Raw genomic sequence first — 15,948 nt, forward strand, 5'->3', positions numbered from 1 at the left:
AATACGAAGGGGCAATGCCCCTATCTTTTATCACCCTACTCATCATACAAATTGGAAAGTGCGTTTGACAAGTCTTTTGATACATGATGCAAAAGACTAACGACTCGCCCGTAATCCATGCGGGTTGGACCGATGATGGCAATGGAGCCAAGTGATTTTTGATCAATCGAATAAGTGGCTGTGATCAAACTGCAGTTCTCCATTGCTTCCAAATTGTTTTCTGAACCGATTTTAATGGTGATTCCTTGCTGATTTGGATGAAACAGCTGCATGACATCATTCTTTTGCTCAATCAGCATCATGAGTGAGCGAATGCGGTCGATGTCATGAAACTCTGGCTGATTCAACATATTAATCTTCCCGCCAAAGAAAAGTTTTGATTCATTTTGTGTCGATGTAAATGTGCTGCCCAGCGCATCTAAAATGTGATCATAATCTTTTAAATGTGTGCGCAGAAGCATGACCACTTCTTTATACATCCTGTCCTTCAGCTGGTCCATTGGAACGCCAGCTAATCGGCTATTCAAAATATTCATCAGCTTCTCAATATCGGAGACATCGAGATGCTCAGAGAAGGTAATGGTTTTGTTTTCAACATGCCCGCTATCTGTAATCATGATCGCTACTGCTTTGTTTGGCTGAACGGGGACAAGTTGAATTTGCTTTAATCGATTTTCACTCAGCTTTGGACCAAGCACAATCGATGTATAGTTTGTGAGATCTGATAAAATTTCCGCCGATTTTTGAACTGTTTTTTCCAGCTCAAAAATTTTCTCCTGAAAAGCCGACTGGATGAGCACAAGTTCTTTAGACGACAGTTTTCGCGGAGAGAGCAAATGATCTACATAATAACGATATCCTTTTTCTGAAGGAATTCTTCCAGATGAAGAATGGGTCTTTTCAATAAAACCAAGTTCCTCCAAATCAGCCATTTCGTTTCTAATCGTCGCAGAGCTGAATGTGATGTCCTCTTTTTTAGAAAGAGTCCTTGACCCAACTGGCTGCGCCGAACGAATAAAGTCATTAATGATGACTTGCAGAATCAAAAGCTGACGATTTGTTAACATCATCATCACCCCTGTTAGCACTCTCTTTCAACGAGTGCTAATTGTATAAACAAAATTACCAAACTCAAATTAAAATGTCAATTATAACTCACCGAGAAACGCTTGAAATACTTCATTTCCTAACAATTTCCCTTTTCTTGTTAAACGAATGCCGATGTCATCTTTTACAATGAGACCTTTTTCTTCTAATTCTTCAAGAACAGTGGAAAAAAGAGCTTCTGGTGCAGCACCATATTTGGCTTGGAAGTCGGCACTTTTCACCCCTTCGATCTTTCGAAGGCCTAAGAACATTTCTTCTTCTATCTGCTCTGCTTTTGTGATCTGATGAGTTTCCTTATACGGGAACCCAGTTTGCTCAATCAGTTCCAAGTAATGCTTCACAGGCCCTGCGTTCACATTTCGGATGCCATCTACATACCCGTGTGCTCCTGCACCGAAACCGAAGTAGTCTTCATTGCTCCAATAGGTCAGGTTATGCTGGCTTTCAAAGCCAGGTTTTGCGTAATTGCTAATTTCGTATTGCTTTAATCCATGTCGCTCCATTTCATCCATCACAAGCTCATACATTTCAGCCTCACGTTCTTGCGGCGGTAAATGCAGTTTGCCTTTTTGCATTAAGTTGTAAAAAACTGTTTTCGGCTCCACTATCAGTGAGTAGACAGAATAATGCTCTGCCCCTAATGAGAAAGCTGTCTCAAGTGAATTCATCACATGATGCTTTTCTTGATGCGGCAATCCAAACATGAGGTCGAGGCTAATGTTGTCAAATCCAACGGCTCTTGCTCGCTGGAAAGACGTGAGGACATCTTTCTTTTGATGAACTCGTCCGATTTTTTTGAGTAAATCGTCTTCAAAGGTTTGCACCCCAAAGCTTAGCCGATTGACGCCGGCTGCTTTTAACACATGCAGCTTCTCGAGTGATAATTCATCTGGGTTTGCTTCCACTGCAAATTCAACCAGATGTTTTGCCGGTTTTAACACTCGGTGAATGCTGTTCATGAGCTGGTCTAGCTGGCTGACGGTCAGTGATGTCGGCGTTCCCCCGCCAATAAAGATCGTCTTTAGTTCTTGCTCGCCCTTTTGCTCGATCGTGTGCTGCATCTCTTTTTCAAGAGCCGCTAAGTATTCATCGACTGGCTGCGTTTTAATGAAAAATTTATTGAAATCACAATAGTGGCAAATGTGCTCACAAAATGGAATATGAATGTATGCTGCTTTCATTTGATGACACCTTCTTTACAGGTAAAGAGCCGCAGTTTATCGCTGCGGCACCTTTGTTTGTTTTCGACTATAAACGCCAAGGCTGACATTGTAAAGCAGGTTGCCTTGAGGGTGTTATTTTTTTGGTGTGCTGTCGTCCATCTTCAGCACAGCCATAAATGCTTCTTGCGGGACTTCAACAGAGCCCACTTGCTTCATGCGCTTTTTCCCTTCTTTTTGCTTCTCAAGAAGCTTCCTTTTCCGGGAAATGTCTCCACCATAACATTTAGCAAGTACGTTTTTACGCATCGCTTTAATGGTAGAACGAGCCACGATTTTTTGTCCAATCGCTGCTTGAACTGGTACTTCAAAATGCTGGCGTGGAATGAGTTCTTTCAGCTTTTCTACGATGATCTTGCCTCGTTCATATGCGTAATCACGGTGAACAATAAAGGAAAGGGCATCGATTTTTTCGCCATTCAGCATGATATCCATTTTCACTAGAGTAGATGGGCGATAGCCAATCAGCTCATAGTCAAAGGACGCATAGCCTTTTGTGTTGGACTTGAGCTGATCAAAGAATTCGTACACGATCTCCGCCAAAGGAATTTCGTACACAATGCTCACTCGGTTTGCATCAAGGTATTGCATATCAATGAAATTGCCGCGCTTTCCTTGGCAAAGCTCCATGACAGAGCCTACATAGTCATTCGGCACCATCATTGTTGCTTTTACGTATGGTTCTTCAATTCGCTCAATCTTTTGCGGATCAGGCAGATTGGACGGGTTATCTACGACGATTTTTTCTCCGTCTGTCATATACACATCGTAAATAACACTTGGTGCTGTCGTAATAAGATCGATTTTGAATTCACGTTCAATCCGTTCTTGGATGATTTCCATATGAAGCATTCCAAGAAAGCCGCAGCGGAAACCGAAGCCAAGTGCTTGGGATGTCTCTGCCTCATATTGAAGGGAAGAATCATTTAATTCAAGCTTTTCTAGGGCTTCACGTAAGTCATTATATTTCGCTGTGTCAATCGGATAAAGTCCGCAGTACACCATTGGGTTCAGCTTTCTGTATCCTGGCAGCGCTTCTTTCGCTGGGTTCTCCGCACTTGTGATCGTATCCCCCACACGTGTATCACCGACATTTTTAATCGCTGCTGTTAAGTAGCCAACATCTCCAACAGTGAGTTCATCTGTCGGCATGGCTTTTGGTGTGAATACGCCGACTTCAAGCACTTCAAATTCTTTGCCCGTCGCCATCATTTTGATTTTCTGACCTGGTCTGACGGTTCCTTCAACAATTCGTATGTACGCAATAACGCCGCGATACGCATCGTAGAGAGAATCAAAAATAAGAGCTTGAAGCGGTGCTTCTGGGTCTCCAGCAGGTGCCGGCACCTTTTCGACGATTTGTTCTAAAATATCTTCGATCCCAATACCCGCCTTAGCAGAGGTGAGAACAGCTTCAGACGCATCCAACCCGATGACATCTTCAATTTCTTCTCTTACACGCTCAGGCTCTGCACTTGGCAGATCGATTTTATTGATAATCGGAAGAATCTCTAAGTTGTTATCAAGAGCTAAATAAACGTTCGCAAGTGTCTGTGCTTCAATTCCTTGTGCTGCATCTACTACAAGAATCGCACCTTCACAGGCAGCAAGGCTTCGAGATACCTCATAGGTGAAGTCGACATGCCCTGGTGTATCAATCAGGTGCATAATATATTCTTCTCCATCCTTCGCCTTATATTTCAGCTGGACAGAGTTTAATTTAATCGTTATGCCGCGTTCACGCTCTAAGTCCATGGAATCAAGTAATTGTTCTTTCATTTCTCGCTGAGTAATCGCCGCTGTTTTTTCCAAAATACGGTCCGCCAATGTGGATTTCCCATGGTCAATATGGGCGATAATGGAGAAATTTCGAATTCTTGATTGCCGTTCTAATCGTTTTTCTTTATCTGTCACAATCTATCACTCCTACTATAAAACGCGGGTTGCGCTAGCTTAGATTATATCAATAGGGCTGTAAAGATTCAATCGAAATCAAGAAAAGCCGCTCATCGGTCAGCGGCTTTAGTCATATGGTATTGATTTGTTTATTTCCCATTCATCCAATCATAAAGAGAACGGGCTGCATGTGTCATGCCATCAGACAGCGCTTTTCCTGCCTTGGAGAAGGCATTAAAGCTCTCTATTTCCTCAAGCTGCTTTTGTTTTTCGGCAAGATCCTTTTCTGTAACAGCCGTTCCTAAGATAGAGGCTTCTCGTTCTTCATCGTCGTTCATTTGGATGGAGAACGCGCCTTTTAATTGTGGGTCATGGTAACCCTTCATTTGCAGCATGCCATTATTCGCCTGCTGCATTCCTAAAAAGACGCCAAATAGCAAGACTAGTCCTAAAATAATGGTTTTTCCAATAAATGATCCCATGCACCGTCACCACCTTAAGAGCGTTTTTTCTCATCCTTTGCTTTGCCGTTCACCTTTTCCGCGTCCCAGAAAATGTCGCTGAAGACATCAGCTGCTGCATTGGATGCATTTTTCAACTCTTCCATATTATTATCCACTCCGCCAAATTCTAAAAGTAGGGCTTTGTCGGATAAATCTTGATTATAAATTCCATTATCGCCAATTTCTCCTTTGGCAAACACACCGACACTGAGACCTTTATATTTTTTCTCCATCAAATGGTGGAACTCCGTCGCAAGCTTGAGATTTTTCTCATAGCTTTGATTCTTCTTCCCTACAACAAACGCAATTCTCGCATATTTTTTTCCTTTGATCTCGACAGTGGTGTCTTTCTTTCTTCTTGAGTCACGGTGGATATCAATTAAGTATTCGAGGTCATCATTTTTCGCTAAGGCTTCTTTTACGACCAATCTTGATTCATTATAAGATTGAGGATACTTTAATCCTTTTTGCAGGAGCCTTTTTTCAACTTCCGTTTTGTCGACCGTATTCCCGATTCCTTGCTGATCAAGCGCCTTTCCGAACATGTCGCCGACAAGGGTGACATTCACTTTTGAGTGCCGTGCATTGTTTGGATTCGTTTCTCCTTTTAAAAATGGTAAATATGATTCCGTATTATGCGTGTGGTAAATGTACACGGCTTTTCGTTTTCCTGTCGACCGGTCCGGCTCTTTCGCAGGCTTTTTCGGCACATCTTTGTCGAGCTTGTCCAGCTCTGCCAAATTTGCTTCTTTTTCATCTTGGATGACTTCACTTGGCGGCGGCGATTCCATTGGCATGTTGGTATAGTCTGTTCCTTCACCCGCTAAGATGATTTTTGTATCAAAATGTTCAAAACCTGGGAGTTCTCTCCCTAGAAAACTACGCGGGTCTTCTAAATTGATACTAGTCGCAAGCTTGAGTGACAGTCCAGAGAAATGAAACCCTTTTTGATCTTTCGGGACTGCTGAGGCGAAATATTGATTTTCCATACCCATTAATGTAGCGAAGAACGCTCCGGAAAGCTCATCTGCTACACCATATAGCGAGGCTTGCGGCCTCAGCTCTGGCTTTAAAGATGTCAACGCCCCTGACATCACAAACACCACAACAAGCGAGGCTATAAATAAGAAAATGCTTTTCACTACTTTTGTTCCATTAATCGCAACGACCAACTGTCGAGGACGGCGGGGTCTTTTTTTCATGATTTACTCCCTCCAGCACGCTTTCTAGTAATTACACTATGAGCGAGCTAGAGAAAGTAGAACCGATTAATGATTATAAGAACCCATGTTATCTTGAGAGATTTTTTGATGGAGTGCTGTATTTAATCCATTGGCGAGTACGTTTGCCATATCATCAATGAATGTATCCACTTCCTTAGGCGTGACCATTAAATTTTGCCCTAGCGGCGCAAGTACTTCATGGATCAGCTGCCGTTTCTCTTCTTCCGGAAGAGTCCCTACGATACCTAAAAATGATTGACGCGTTTCCTCATCTGGTAAGTCTTCTTCATTTAGCACTTTTTTCTTCCCAAAAGTCAAACCAGCCGGCACAAGAGAGCGGGACGGCCGGTCATCTTTCAGTTCTCTACCAAAATGCTTTAAGACATAATCAATTGTGTCACTTGCAATGGTTACTGCATCTACCACTGTTGGAACGCCAATCGCAATCACTGGAATCCCCAACGTTTCTTTGCTTAATTCTTTCCGCTTATTCCCTACACCTGAACCGGGATGGATGCCTGTATCAGAGATTTGAATCGTGGTATTCACCCGTTCCACTGCACGAGCAGCAAGAGCATCGATTGCAATGACAAAATCAGGTTTGGACCGCTCGATTACACCTTGTATAATGTCGCTTGTTTCAATACCGGTCAGTCCCATCACTCCCGGTGATAAAGAGGACACTGGGCGATACCCTTCCTGTACATTTTCCGGCTGCAATTCAAAGAGATGCCGGGTCACAAGCAGGCTTTCAACCGTGAGCGGGCCTAGCGCATCTGGCGTGACATTCCAGTTTCCTAGTCCTACTACAAGACAGCTCGCATCAGCCTGAATGCCTCGGTCTTTTAAAAACTGAGCAAAATGACGCGCAAATACTTCGACGACTTTTTCCTGCATCTCAGAATCTTTCTCCCGAATGCCCTGCGCCTCAAGCGTCAAGTATGTTCCTGTCTTTTTGCTGGTCAGCTCCTCCCCTTCTTTCGTGATCTCCACTGTGCGTATACGGATGCCATGCTCCTCTTTTTCCTTTTCGACAATCCCTTGAATTCCGTCCTTTTTGACGACATTCGGATCGTTCTCTTGTTCTAGTATCTCTTTTGTTTCAACAGCCAAGTCTGTCCGGATTTGATAAGCACTTAAATCAAGTTTCTGTTTCTCCATAAAAAGACTCCTTCCACCAAGTAATTAACAGTAGTCTTTCCATCTCTTTAAAGAAACATTCGAGCGCTTCATCAATGAAAAATACTTTACATTTATATTGCATTCTAAAGGTGTGTTTGATAGAATACAACTTGTTCTATTGTGAAGATTTAACCTTAAGACAATTGTGTTTAGGTTGTATCTTAGGAGGTGAAACACATGCCAAATATTAAATCAGCGATCAAACGTACAAAAACGAATAACGAACGCCGTGCACATAACGCAACAATCAAGTCTGCGATGCGTACTGCGATTAAACAAGTTGAAGTTTCTGTAGCTAACAACGATGCTGAGCAAGCAAAAGCTGCTCTTTCTTCTGCTGCAAAACGCATTGACAAAGCCGTTAAAACTGGTCTTGTACACAAAAACGCAGCTGCGCGTTACAAGTCAAGACTTGCTAAACAAGTAAACGGACTTTCTGCATAATGCTTGCAACGCCTCAGTGATGAGGCAACTGTTTAACTGTACGTCCGTCCTGACCGGCTCAGCCATTAGGACAGACTGGCAATTATACATCTAAACAAAAACGACCCTCTTTTTAGAAGGTCGTTTTTTTATGTTCAAGCGCCCAATAGTCGAAGCAGGAACAATTCTAACAATAGCTGCTTGTCCTTTTTACCGGTTTTCATTTCATAATCGATCGTTGATAGCTCTTTGACAATCTGCTTGAGCTCTTCTTCTGAAAACAGCCTTGCCTGATCCATAGCAAGTTTGACGCGGAATGGGTGGACTTTTAGATTTGAAGCAATTTGTTTTTGCCCATATCCTTGCTGAGCGAAATACTTCGTCTGCAAAATCAATCGAAATTGAGTTGATATGAGTGCTAATATTTTAATGGGTTCCTCATTTTGTTTCAGCAAATCATAAAACATCTGCATGGCCTCAGAGCGGCGTCTGTTGACAATTTGGTTAATTAATTCGAAAATATTCTGCTCTAAGCTTCTTGCAACGAGCTGATTGACATCCGCTAATTCAATTTCTTCTCGTTCTCCAATATATGTACTCAGCTTCCTGACCTCTTGAAACAATGTGGATAGACTCCCACCGCATAGCATCACAAGCTGCTCAGCCGCTTCAGATGTCATCGCCTTTCCTTCTGTTTTCACCAGTGTAATGGTGAAATCCGTTGTTTCTTTTGGGTTTAACTCTTTTGCCTCAACCATAGCCGCTTTCTTTTTTAGCAATTTGGTGATTTTCTTCCGTTCATCCAGCTTTTCATATGGTGCTAATAACACGAGAATGGTATAAGGCGCCGGCTTTTCTAAATAAGCTTCTAACACAGAAAGCTCATGCTCAATCTTCTCCTTTTTCTTTTCCGCTGTAAGAAAATAAGGATTCTTGATCACAACGAGACGCCTTTCTCCCATAAACGGAAAGGTTTCTGCATCCGTCACAGCCTGTTCAAGCGGCACCTCTTCCATATCAAAGACGGAGTAATTAAAATCCTTCGTCTCCTCGTCTACTACAGCTTGTCTTAATTTTGCTGCTGTTTCTTGCAGTAAATACGTTTCTTTTCCATATAAGCAATAAACGGGATGGATATCCCCTCTTTTTAAATTGTTCCAAACTTCAAAGACCATAAATTGAATCCCTCTCTTTCACTTCCTCCTCTATCCTAAAGTGTGTGAAGACATTAGTAAAGAGGAAGCTGAAAGTGCCGCCTCCTCATTTATAGTAAACGTCTGGTGCAAGCTCCCGGGTCAGCTCGCTGTCAGACGATATTCATAAAATGATCATGAAAATGGAAAACGGTTACTTTACCTTCTAGCAATTCCAAATGAGTTCAAGTATACTAAAATTAGCCAGGAGGGATGAAAATGAATGAATTTGAAAAAAATGTTCAAAGCAAGCGGAATGATGTGACCGACTCAGCCGTTGGTTTTATCGTCACATTCGGATTTTTCGCCTCAATGTTTATTTTGGCAACAATTATACACCTCGTTGGATCTTAACTTCATGATTGCTAAATGACTGCCGTTTTGGCAGTTTTTTTATTGATTTTGTAAGATATCATATGGAGGTTGCGTGTAAAACGTTCCTTTCTTCTCAAGAAATTCATAGGTCACACTTCCGTCTCGATCTGTGCGGTACACCTCCATTTGATGATCCTTTAGTTTTTTCAAAACTTCCTGATGAGGATGCTGATAACGATTGCGTTCACCAGCCGAAATGAGTGCATAGGACGGCTCCAGATGTCGAAGCCACTCCTCACTTGTTGACCCTTTACTGCCATGATGCCCAACCTTTAAGACATCCGCTCGCAGGTGGGGATAGGCTTCTATGATGTCTCGTTCCCCTTCTTGTTCAAGGTCTCCAGTGAACAGAAAACGTTTCCCACCAAGAGTAAAAGCCAGAACGAGTGAATCATTGTTCTTACTTGTCACCCGGTCTTGCGAAGGGTGCAGAACCTCAAATATGTGCTCTCCAACTCGGAGCTGATCTCCTCTTTCTAATTCATCAATAAATATCCCTTTTTTAGCTGCTTCTCTTAGCAGCTTTGCGTCCTCTGGACTTCGGGCAAAGCCTTTTGGTATGGCCAGCCGCTTTACTTTATTTCGGTTGATTAAACGAACCGCTTCTCCCATGTGATCTTGATCCGCATGCGTGAGAATCAGCACATCAAGTTTTGCTATACCTTTAGAATGCAGAAACGGGATCAGCGTTTGATCACCGATCGTAGATACTTTACGTCTTTTTTTCCACGGTTCCTCTTCAAAAGAAAGTCTGCCCCCTGTATCCACAAGCAGATGCCCCTTTCGATAGGGCAGTTGAATAAACAAACTATCCCCCTGCCCTACATCCAGCATCGTGACCTCCCCTTTTTGGAGAAAGTTCGGAGTAAAAAAGTGTACACTCAAAACACCAATGAAAAAAAGAATTGGCACAGAATAGGATTTCACAGAAGCTTTGCACTCCATCACAAACAGCAGAAAAACAATGGCACTCACTTCCAGAAGAATATGCCACCAAGTAGATTTCATAAAAATCAAGTTAAACCCATCAAAAACTGCCATATGTGCTGACAACTGATGACTTAGCTGGATGACCGAATCAAGCAGCTGGAACAATACTTGTCCAAGAGGGAGATAAATGATGGACAAAAGAAAAAAGAGTAAGGACAGAGGCAGGACAACCGTCGTATAAAAAGGGACAAACATCATATTCAATGGGATGCTCAGCAAAGAAAATTGCTGAAAATGATATAAAAGAACAGGAAGCGAGGCAAGCTGCGCAACAAAGGATATAAGGAATAACTGCATCACTGCACTTTTCGCTTGTGATAAGATTCTGGTCGATAACAAAATAAAGAACGTTACCACGAATGAAAGCTGAAATCCGATATCAAATAGATATAGAGGATGAAACGCTAATAAGAGTAAAAACGTTGCGCTTAATACGACAGCAGAAGGCTGTTTCATTTCTTTCGGCAGGCTCGTCATCACTAAATGGATTCCTGCCATGAGACAAGCTCTTAAAACCGATGGTGCAGCACCTGTCAAACAAGCATAAACAGGAAGAAAGCATAATAGAAGAATACGTGCTGTCTCTCTTGTCACACCGGCACGAAGCAGACACCAAAATAAACAGGCAAGAAGCGTTTGCACATGCAGTCCTGAGATCGCTAACAGATGAATAATGCCGAGCATTTGATAGTCTCTTAATGTGTCAGGATCAATCAACTCACGATCACCAAAAATAAGGGCCTGTACAATGCCTACAGAGTTTTTCGGCACATGATCTTCTAAGAATTTTAAGCCCTTTTGCCTCATCGCTTGAAGATAATAGGAAGGTCTGTCTTTTTTTGTACAGCCTTTGATTGACTGCGGTAAGAAAATGGCGCTAATGCCTTTTGATTTTAGAAATTGATCATATTGAAACCCGTTAGGAATGGTTGCGTGTTTAGGCGGCCGAACATCACCTGTCATATGACAGCTCATACCTGGCTCTACATCTTTTAGCGCCTCTTTTTCACGCTCTGTTTGAATGGTATAGAAAGCAGCTAGCCGTTCATGTTCTGTTGACACAGTTGCTGAAAAACGATTGCCATCTGTCTTCGGAATACTTTCAATCACAACGGAGCCGGAAAGAAATTTTTCTTGTACAGGTTGATCCGTTTCAAAAAACTCATGAACCATAAAAATAAGAGTATAAACAGCTCCACATAGGCTGATCATGAGAAAGAGCTTGGGAATTTTTTTCAGTAGGCTGAGAAGTAATATGATGAGAAGAAAGAGAAGGAAATACACATGAAGATGATATGCAGCCAGAGCAATTCCAACAGCTGCTGAAATTGCCCCAAACGGCAAATAATTAAACATAGGAAGTAAATAATTGATTCGCCTTCTCATGCATAACGCGAATTTCTGTTTCACTAAGTCCTGATTCACTTAGCTTGCCAATTAAATCTGCAACAAAGGCCAATTTTTCTTGATTTTTTAAGTCGATGATCATTTCATCCAGTTCAACTTGTTCCGTTTGAACACCTGCCTGCTCAAATAAATCAACGGCATATGGGTGATTTTTATAATCCTTTGCATAGTACACGGTTCGAATACCTGCTTGAATAATGGCTTTACAGCACTGCAAACAAGGAAAATGCGTGACATATATTTCAGCATCCGCTGTAGGTGCACCAAATTTGGCACATTGTAAAATAGCGTTCATTTCCGCATGGATGGTGCGAACGCAGTGATGATCAATGACATAGCATCCCACATCTGCACAATGGACATCACCAGCAATTGAGCCATTATATCCCCCTGCAATGATACGCTTGTCTCTGACGATGGTCGCCCCAACAGCTAACCGCTCACAGGTGCTTCGTAAAGCAAGCAAATGGCTTTGTGCCATAAAATATTGATTCCATGAAATTCTTTCCACGAGCTGATCCCTCCAGAATGATGGTTGGTATTAAGTGTACATGCCTTCCTTCTATACCGTCAATTCTACTTCACGGTCAATTCACTTTTCAGCCGTTCAATGGTCTTCTCCCCAAAACCTGAAATGTTCCGCAAATCTTCAATTTGTTGAAATTCCCCGTGTTCCTCTCTGTACGTAATGATGGCTTCTGCTTTAGCTGGCCCTATTCCGTTAATGGTTTGCAATTCCGCCGCATCAGCCTGATTGACATTGACACCTTGACTCTTTTCATTACCCGATGGAGCGTCAGCAGCTGCTATTTGCGTCTGCCTCTCCGCTTCTCCCTGCTTCCGGACATAAATCATCATACTGTCCTCTAATTTTGCTGCTTGATTGATTTCAATCGTGTCTGCTTTACTAGTAAAGCCCCCTGCTCTCCGAATCGCTTCTTCTACCCGTGCATCAAATTGAAACGTATAAACCCCTGGCTTTTTCACAGCTCCTTTGACCTCTACAAAAATGGGAGATGATTCATTATCGGTCTTTTCTTGTTTGTCTTCTAATGTGACTTGTATGTCTTTATCTTCCTTCAATACACTTGGCTCTCTGCTGCTCTCCCTATTTCCTGCGAAAAGGAAGAAAGTGATGATGATCACGACCATGAGCCCAGCTCCGATATAAAGACTGTATTTTTTCAATGGAATGAGTCGCTTCACGTGCTCACGCTTCTTTCAATCATATTTTTCTATTGCTCAACATACTGTTTAGAAGATAACAGATCCTATGCGCCTAAGGAGGGAGAACGTTTGAATATCGGGATAATCGGTACAGGAAACATGGGTACCATACTTACTGAGGCATTTATTGAATCAAAGGCAGTCAATCCCTCATCCATCACCATCACAAACCGGACCATAGAAAAAGCGTTCAATATAAAAAAGAACCACCCAGAGCTTGAAGTAACGAAACAGCTTACAGGAGCTGTCATGAATAAAGATTTTATCTTTGTTTGTGTCAAGCCGCTTGATATTTATCCACTTTTAAAAGAACTGAGCCCTCTTTTAACAGAGCAGCAAACCATTGTCATCATTACAAGTCCGGTTCACCCTGAACAGCTTCAGGATATCGTTCCTTGTCAAACAGCCAGGCTGATTCCAAGCATTACGAACCGTGCTTTATCAGGAGCGTCACTTTTAACATTTGGATCGTCATGCAGTGTCGCGACGAAAACAGCGTTAAGACAGTTAGCTTCCTGCATTTCAACACCCATTGAGATTCATCATTCGATTACAAGAGCGGCGTCAGATATCGTCAGCTGCGGTCCTGCCTTTATCAGCTTTCTCGTTCAGAAAATGATTGAAGCAGCTGTCGAAGAAACAGATATTTCTAAAGAAGAAGCCACCACCTTATCAGAAGATATGCTTGTAGGACTTGGCCGTTTGATTGAAAAAAGAGTCTATACCCTTCCGACACTGCAAGACAAAGTGTGTGTTAAAGGCGGCGTCACTGGTGAAGGGATTAAAGCACTTGAAGCAGGTGTTCAAGATATGTTTCACCGCCTCTTTCAAAACACCCATGAAAAATTCGATGAAGACCTTGAAGCGGTTGCGCATCAATACCCGCCAAGTGTGTTTACTGATGATCGCAGAAATTAATCATCTCTGCAACAAGCGAAAAAAGGGTTTTAAAAAACCATCGTTCCATTAAACGATGGTTTTTGGTTTCTTAGCTGAAATGAAATATCTTTCGGCGAATTCCCCAGGGACTTCATTTGTAAAATCAGCGGTCACTTCTATCTGTTCAAAGCCAGCGGACTCAAGGAACGCCGCATATGTCTCAAATGGAAATGTACGCTGTTCATGTGTCTCATCATAACGCTGATACACGTCTCCGTCCTTTACAAAAAAGCTTAAATCGTGAATGACCGAATACATGTCATCCCCTTTATCACTCTGCCAAATATAGCTGATCTCTTCATCTTGATCGGCATAAGTCGAACCTGGGAATACCTCTTCCATTTTATAAGGTGTATGAACATCAAAGAGTAAAACCCCATCTGCCTCTAAAAGCTGAAACATGTTTTTAAAGGTTTTTTTGACGTCATTTTCGTTTTTTAAGTAATTCAAGGAATCACAGCAAATAACCGCTGCTTGAAAGACTTGCTCAAAACCCGTAAGCTCTCTCATATCTTGATGTAAAAATTGAATGGACTGCTTTTTCGCCTGTGCTTTTTGCTGCGCGAAGACCAGCATTTCTTCACTGAGGTCAATTCCTGTGACTGTGTGGCCCTTTTCAGCTAACCGAAGAGAAATTTCTCCAGTCCCACAGCCAACATCAATAATGGCAGCATTCGGTTTGATATTCTGCTGGATCCACTGAACCCATTCATCATAAGGTGCATGTGTCATGAGCTCGTCATACACACCTGCAAACCCTTGATAAATCATGAGTTAATGCCAAGTGAAAGCGTTTCTCTCGGCGCATCTCCCCATAGCTTCTCTAGGTTGTAGTATCCTCTTTCTTCTTTGTGGAACACATGAGCAATGACATCACCAAGATCAATCAATACCCATCTTGCTTCATCAAAGCCTTCCATCTTCTTCACTTCGATTCCACTTTCCTCTGCAAGATGTTTTACTTCTCTTGCAATGGCCTGCACTTGCTTATCAGAGTTCCCGTGACAAATGAGAAAATAATCGGCAACAAGTGAGATTCCTTGCATATTAAGGGCAATAATATCCTCAGCCCGTTTATCATCGCATGCTCCTGCCGCGACGTTTAAAATTGATGATGAATCCATCCAAATTCCTCCTTAATTGTTCTTATGCACAAGCGAGTTGTAAGTAGCCAATGTATCTGGAAAGACTGGCTGATTCTTTTTCAATAAGAAGCTGATGGTGTTTTTTAGTGACTGAACCAGCGCGCTATCCAAATCATGCTCTGCTAACTCTCTTACTTCTTCAACACCAGGGAAATGACGTCCTGGTTCGATATAATCAGCGACATAAATGACCTTTTCAAGTAATGTCATGTTTGGCCTGCCTGATGTATGAAATTCAATGGCAGTTAAAATGTCTTGATCGTCAATGCCCGCTTCCTTTTTAACCAGATAAGCACCAACCGGGGCATGCCAAAGCTCAGGCGAATATTCAAGCAATAGAGGGTTCATCTGTTCCTTCTGGATAATTCCCTTCATTTCTTCCTTTGGTCTAAATTTCGCATAATCATGAAAAATAGCGGCGATCTCTGCTTTTTTCACATCTGCACCGAACCGTTCCGCTAATGAAATGGCTGCACTCATGACCCCGAGTGTATGTGTATATCTATGCTCTGTTAACTGCTCTTTGACACAGTTCAATGCTTCTTCACGATTCATATAAATGATGCTCCTTTATATAACGCTCAACAGCTTTCGGTATCAAATAATCGACAGGTTTTTCCTGCTTTATTCGCTGCCTAATCAATGTCGATGATACATCAAAAGCTGGAACATCTGCAAATAAAAGAGGATATGCCGTACTTCCGGCATAACCCGGTCTTTTCATCCCAATAAAGGTGATCATCTGAAGCAAATCATCAATCCGATGCCATTTTGGCAAATACTCGACCATGTCCGCTCCAATCATAAAAAAGAACTCATCTTCAGGATGACGCTTCTTTAAAAGCTCCACCGTATCCACTGTATAAGATGGACCCTCTCGCTCCATTTCAATGAGCTCCAGCCGAAAATGTGGATTTGACTGGATCGCCGCTTCCACCATTTTCACCCGGTGACGACTATCTGCTCGTTTCCGGTCTGTTTTATGAGGGGGCTTGTGATTTGGGATAAACCACATTTCATCAAGCCCTACTTGAAAACGCACCTCATTCGCCATCAGCAAATGCCCATTATGAGGAGGATCAAACGTACCGCCAAACAACCCTATTTTTTTCATATCA

17 protein-coding genes are annotated in these 15,948 nt (G+C 42.3%); 3 read left to right on the forward strand and 14 right to left on the reverse strand.

What is annotated here, in order from left to right; all coding sequences use genetic code 11:
• Positions 1-35: 35 nt before the first annotated feature.
• The 6 genes from hrcA to gpr all read right to left on the reverse strand — a co-directional run bounded on the left by hrcA (position 36) and on the right by gpr (position 7,110).
• Positions 36-1,067, reverse strand: coding sequence for a heat-inducible transcriptional repressor HrcA (gene hrcA, locus C6Y01_RS07285; protein WP_034661363.1), 1,032 nt, complete (start codon positions 1,065-1,067; stop codon positions 36-38).
• Between the two features lie 81 nt (positions 1,068-1,148).
• Entirely contained in the window at positions 1,149-2,288 is a 1,140-nt protein-coding gene (gene hemW, locus C6Y01_RS07290; RefSeq protein ID WP_106037997.1) for a radical SAM family heme chaperone HemW, read from the reverse strand.
• Between the two features lie 114 nt (positions 2,289-2,402).
• Positions 2,403-4,241, reverse strand: a complete 1,839-nt coding sequence (gene lepA, locus C6Y01_RS07295) for a translation elongation factor 4 (RefSeq protein WP_024423038.1) — start codon at positions 4,239-4,241, stop codon at positions 2,403-2,405.
• A 131-nt stretch (positions 4,242-4,372) separates the two neighbouring features.
• Positions 4,373-4,705, reverse strand: coding sequence for a YqxA family protein (locus C6Y01_RS07300; RefSeq protein ID WP_034661365.1), 333 nt, complete (start codon positions 4,703-4,705; stop codon positions 4,373-4,375).
• 14 nt (positions 4,706-4,719) lie between these two features.
• Positions 4,720-5,928, reverse strand: coding sequence for a stage II sporulation protein P (locus C6Y01_RS07305; protein ID WP_034661367.1), 1,209 nt, complete (start codon positions 5,926-5,928; stop codon positions 4,720-4,722).
• A gap of 66 nt (positions 5,929-5,994) precedes the next feature.
• Positions 5,995-7,110 carry a GPR endopeptidase gene (gene gpr, locus C6Y01_RS07310; protein WP_106037998.1) on the reverse strand — a complete coding sequence of 372 codons (1,116 nt, stop codon included), beginning with the start codon at positions 7,108-7,110 and terminating at the stop codon, positions 5,995-5,997.
• 198 nt (positions 7,111-7,308) lie between these two features.
• Here gpr and rpsT point away from each other — a divergent pair, with 198 nt between their 5' ends.
• Positions 7,309-7,575 (forward strand): 30S ribosomal protein S20, encoded by a 267-nt coding sequence (rpsT, locus tag C6Y01_RS07315; protein WP_008342485.1) that lies wholly within the window; start codon positions 7,309-7,311, stop codon positions 7,573-7,575.
• A gap of 134 nt (positions 7,576-7,709) precedes the next feature.
• Here the strand turns inward: rpsT and holA are convergent, their stop codons facing one another.
• Positions 7,710-8,729, reverse strand: coding sequence for a DNA polymerase III subunit delta (gene holA, locus C6Y01_RS07320; protein WP_034661369.1), 1,020 nt, complete (start codon positions 8,727-8,729; stop codon positions 7,710-7,712).
• A gap of 237 nt (positions 8,730-8,966) precedes the next feature.
• Here holA and C6Y01_RS07325 point away from each other — a divergent pair, with 237 nt between their 5' ends.
• Positions 8,967-9,101 carry a YqzM family protein gene (locus tag C6Y01_RS07325; RefSeq protein ID WP_012010638.1) on the forward strand — a complete coding sequence of 45 codons (135 nt, stop codon included), beginning with the start codon at positions 8,967-8,969 and terminating at the stop codon, positions 9,099-9,101.
• A gap of 39 nt (positions 9,102-9,140) precedes the next feature.
• On the opposite strand, the gene C6Y01_RS07330 is transcribed toward C6Y01_RS07325, so the two are convergent.
• The 3 genes from C6Y01_RS07330 to C6Y01_RS07340 all read right to left on the reverse strand — a co-directional run bounded on the left by C6Y01_RS07330 (position 9,141) and on the right by C6Y01_RS07340 (position 12,725).
• Positions 9,141-11,468, reverse strand: a complete 2,328-nt coding sequence (locus C6Y01_RS07330; RefSeq protein WP_106037999.1) for a DNA internalization-related competence protein ComEC/Rec2 — start codon at positions 11,466-11,468, stop codon at positions 9,141-9,143.
• The gene (locus C6Y01_RS07335; protein ID WP_034661371.1) at positions 11,461-12,030 is read right to left on the reverse strand and encodes a ComE operon protein 2; all 570 of its coding nucleotides are present in this window, start codon (positions 12,028-12,030) and stop codon (positions 11,461-11,463) included. Before C6Y01_RS07335 ends, C6Y01_RS07330 begins: the two co-directional genes overlap by 8 nt.
• 65 nt (positions 12,031-12,095) lie before the next feature.
• On the reverse strand, positions 12,096-12,725 hold the full coding sequence (locus tag C6Y01_RS07340; protein ID WP_095285407.1) for a helix-hairpin-helix domain-containing protein: 630 nt from the start codon (positions 12,723-12,725) through the stop codon (positions 12,096-12,098).
• 90 nt (positions 12,726-12,815) lie between these two features.
• Here C6Y01_RS07340 and comER point away from each other — a divergent pair, with 90 nt between their 5' ends.
• Complete coding sequence (gene comER, locus C6Y01_RS07345) at positions 12,816-13,664, forward strand: late competence protein ComER (protein ID WP_034661373.1); 849 nt, start codon at positions 12,816-12,818, stop codon at positions 13,662-13,664.
• A 48-nt stretch (positions 13,665-13,712) separates the two neighbouring features.
• Here the strand turns inward: comER and C6Y01_RS07350 are convergent, their stop codons facing one another.
• The 4 genes from C6Y01_RS07350 to C6Y01_RS07365 are packed head-to-tail and all read right to left on the reverse strand — an operon-like array spanning position 13,713 to position 15,944.
• A complete protein-coding gene (locus tag C6Y01_RS07350; protein WP_034661374.1) occupies positions 13,713-14,456 on the reverse strand; it encodes a class I SAM-dependent DNA methyltransferase in 744 nt (247 codons plus the stop codon).
• A complete protein-coding gene (gene rsfS, locus C6Y01_RS07355; RefSeq protein WP_003217467.1) occupies positions 14,453-14,809 on the reverse strand; it encodes a ribosome silencing factor in 357 nt (118 codons plus the stop codon). Before rsfS ends, C6Y01_RS07350 begins: the two co-directional genes overlap by 4 nt.
• Before the next feature lie 12 nt (positions 14,810-14,821).
• The gene (yqeK, locus tag C6Y01_RS07360; RefSeq protein WP_034661375.1) at positions 14,822-15,385 is read right to left on the reverse strand and encodes a bis(5'-nucleosyl)-tetraphosphatase (symmetrical) YqeK; all 564 of its coding nucleotides are present in this window, start codon (positions 15,383-15,385) and stop codon (positions 14,822-14,824) included.
• The gene (locus tag C6Y01_RS07365; RefSeq protein ID WP_060596641.1) at positions 15,375-15,944 is read right to left on the reverse strand and encodes a nicotinate-nucleotide adenylyltransferase; all 570 of its coding nucleotides are present in this window, start codon (positions 15,942-15,944) and stop codon (positions 15,375-15,377) included. The genes yqeK and C6Y01_RS07365 overlap by 11 nt, the downstream gene beginning before the upstream one ends.
• Positions 15,945-15,948 lie beyond the last annotated feature (4 nt).

This window comes from Bacillus sp. NMCC46, assembly GCF_002998465.1.
Lineage (GTDB): Bacteria > Bacillota > Bacilli > Bacillales > Bacillaceae > Bacillus.

Coding starts and splice junctions, on each gene's coding strand:
- hrcA (WP_034661363.1), bottom strand. CDS start 1,067: ATGTTAACAAATCGTCAGCTTTTGATTCTGCAAGTCATCATTAATGAC.
- hemW (WP_106037997.1), bottom strand. CDS start 2,288: ATGAAAGCAGCATACATTCATATTCCATTTTGTGAGCACATTTGCCAC.
- C6Y01_RS07300 (WP_034661365.1), bottom strand. CDS start 4,705: ATGGGATCATTTATTGGAAAAACCATTATTTTAGGACTAGTCTTGCTA.
- C6Y01_RS07305 (WP_034661367.1), bottom strand. CDS start 5,928: ATGAAAAAAAGACCCCGCCGTCCTCGACAGTTGGTCGTTGCGATTAAT.
- gpr (WP_106037998.1), bottom strand. CDS start 7,110: ATGGAGAAACAGAAACTTGATTTAAGTGCTTATCAAATCCGGACAGAC.
- rpsT (WP_008342485.1), top strand. CDS start 7,309: ATGCCAAATATTAAATCAGCGATCAAACGTACAAAAACGAATAACGAA.
- holA (WP_034661369.1), bottom strand. CDS start 8,729: ATGGTCTTTGAAGTTTGGAACAATTTAAAAAGAGGGGATATCCATCCC.
- C6Y01_RS07325 (WP_012010638.1), top strand. CDS start 8,967: ATGAATGAATTTGAAAAAAATGTTCAAAGCAAGCGGAATGATGTGACC.
- C6Y01_RS07330 (WP_106037999.1), bottom strand. CDS start 11,468: ATGTTTAATTATTTGCCGTTTGGGGCAATTTCAGCAGCTGTTGGAATT.
- C6Y01_RS07350 (WP_034661374.1), bottom strand. CDS start 14,456: ATGATTTATCAAGGGTTTGCAGGTGTGTATGACGAGCTCATGACACAT.
- rsfS (WP_003217467.1), bottom strand. CDS start 14,809: ATGGATTCATCATCAATTTTAAACGTCGCGGCAGGAGCATGCGATGAT.
- yqeK (WP_034661375.1), bottom strand. CDS start 15,385: ATGAATCGTGAAGAAGCATTGAACTGTGTCAAAGAGCAGTTAACAGAG.
- C6Y01_RS07365 (WP_060596641.1), bottom strand. CDS start 15,944: ATGAAAAAAATAGGGTTGTTTGGCGGTACGTTTGATCCTCCTCATAAT.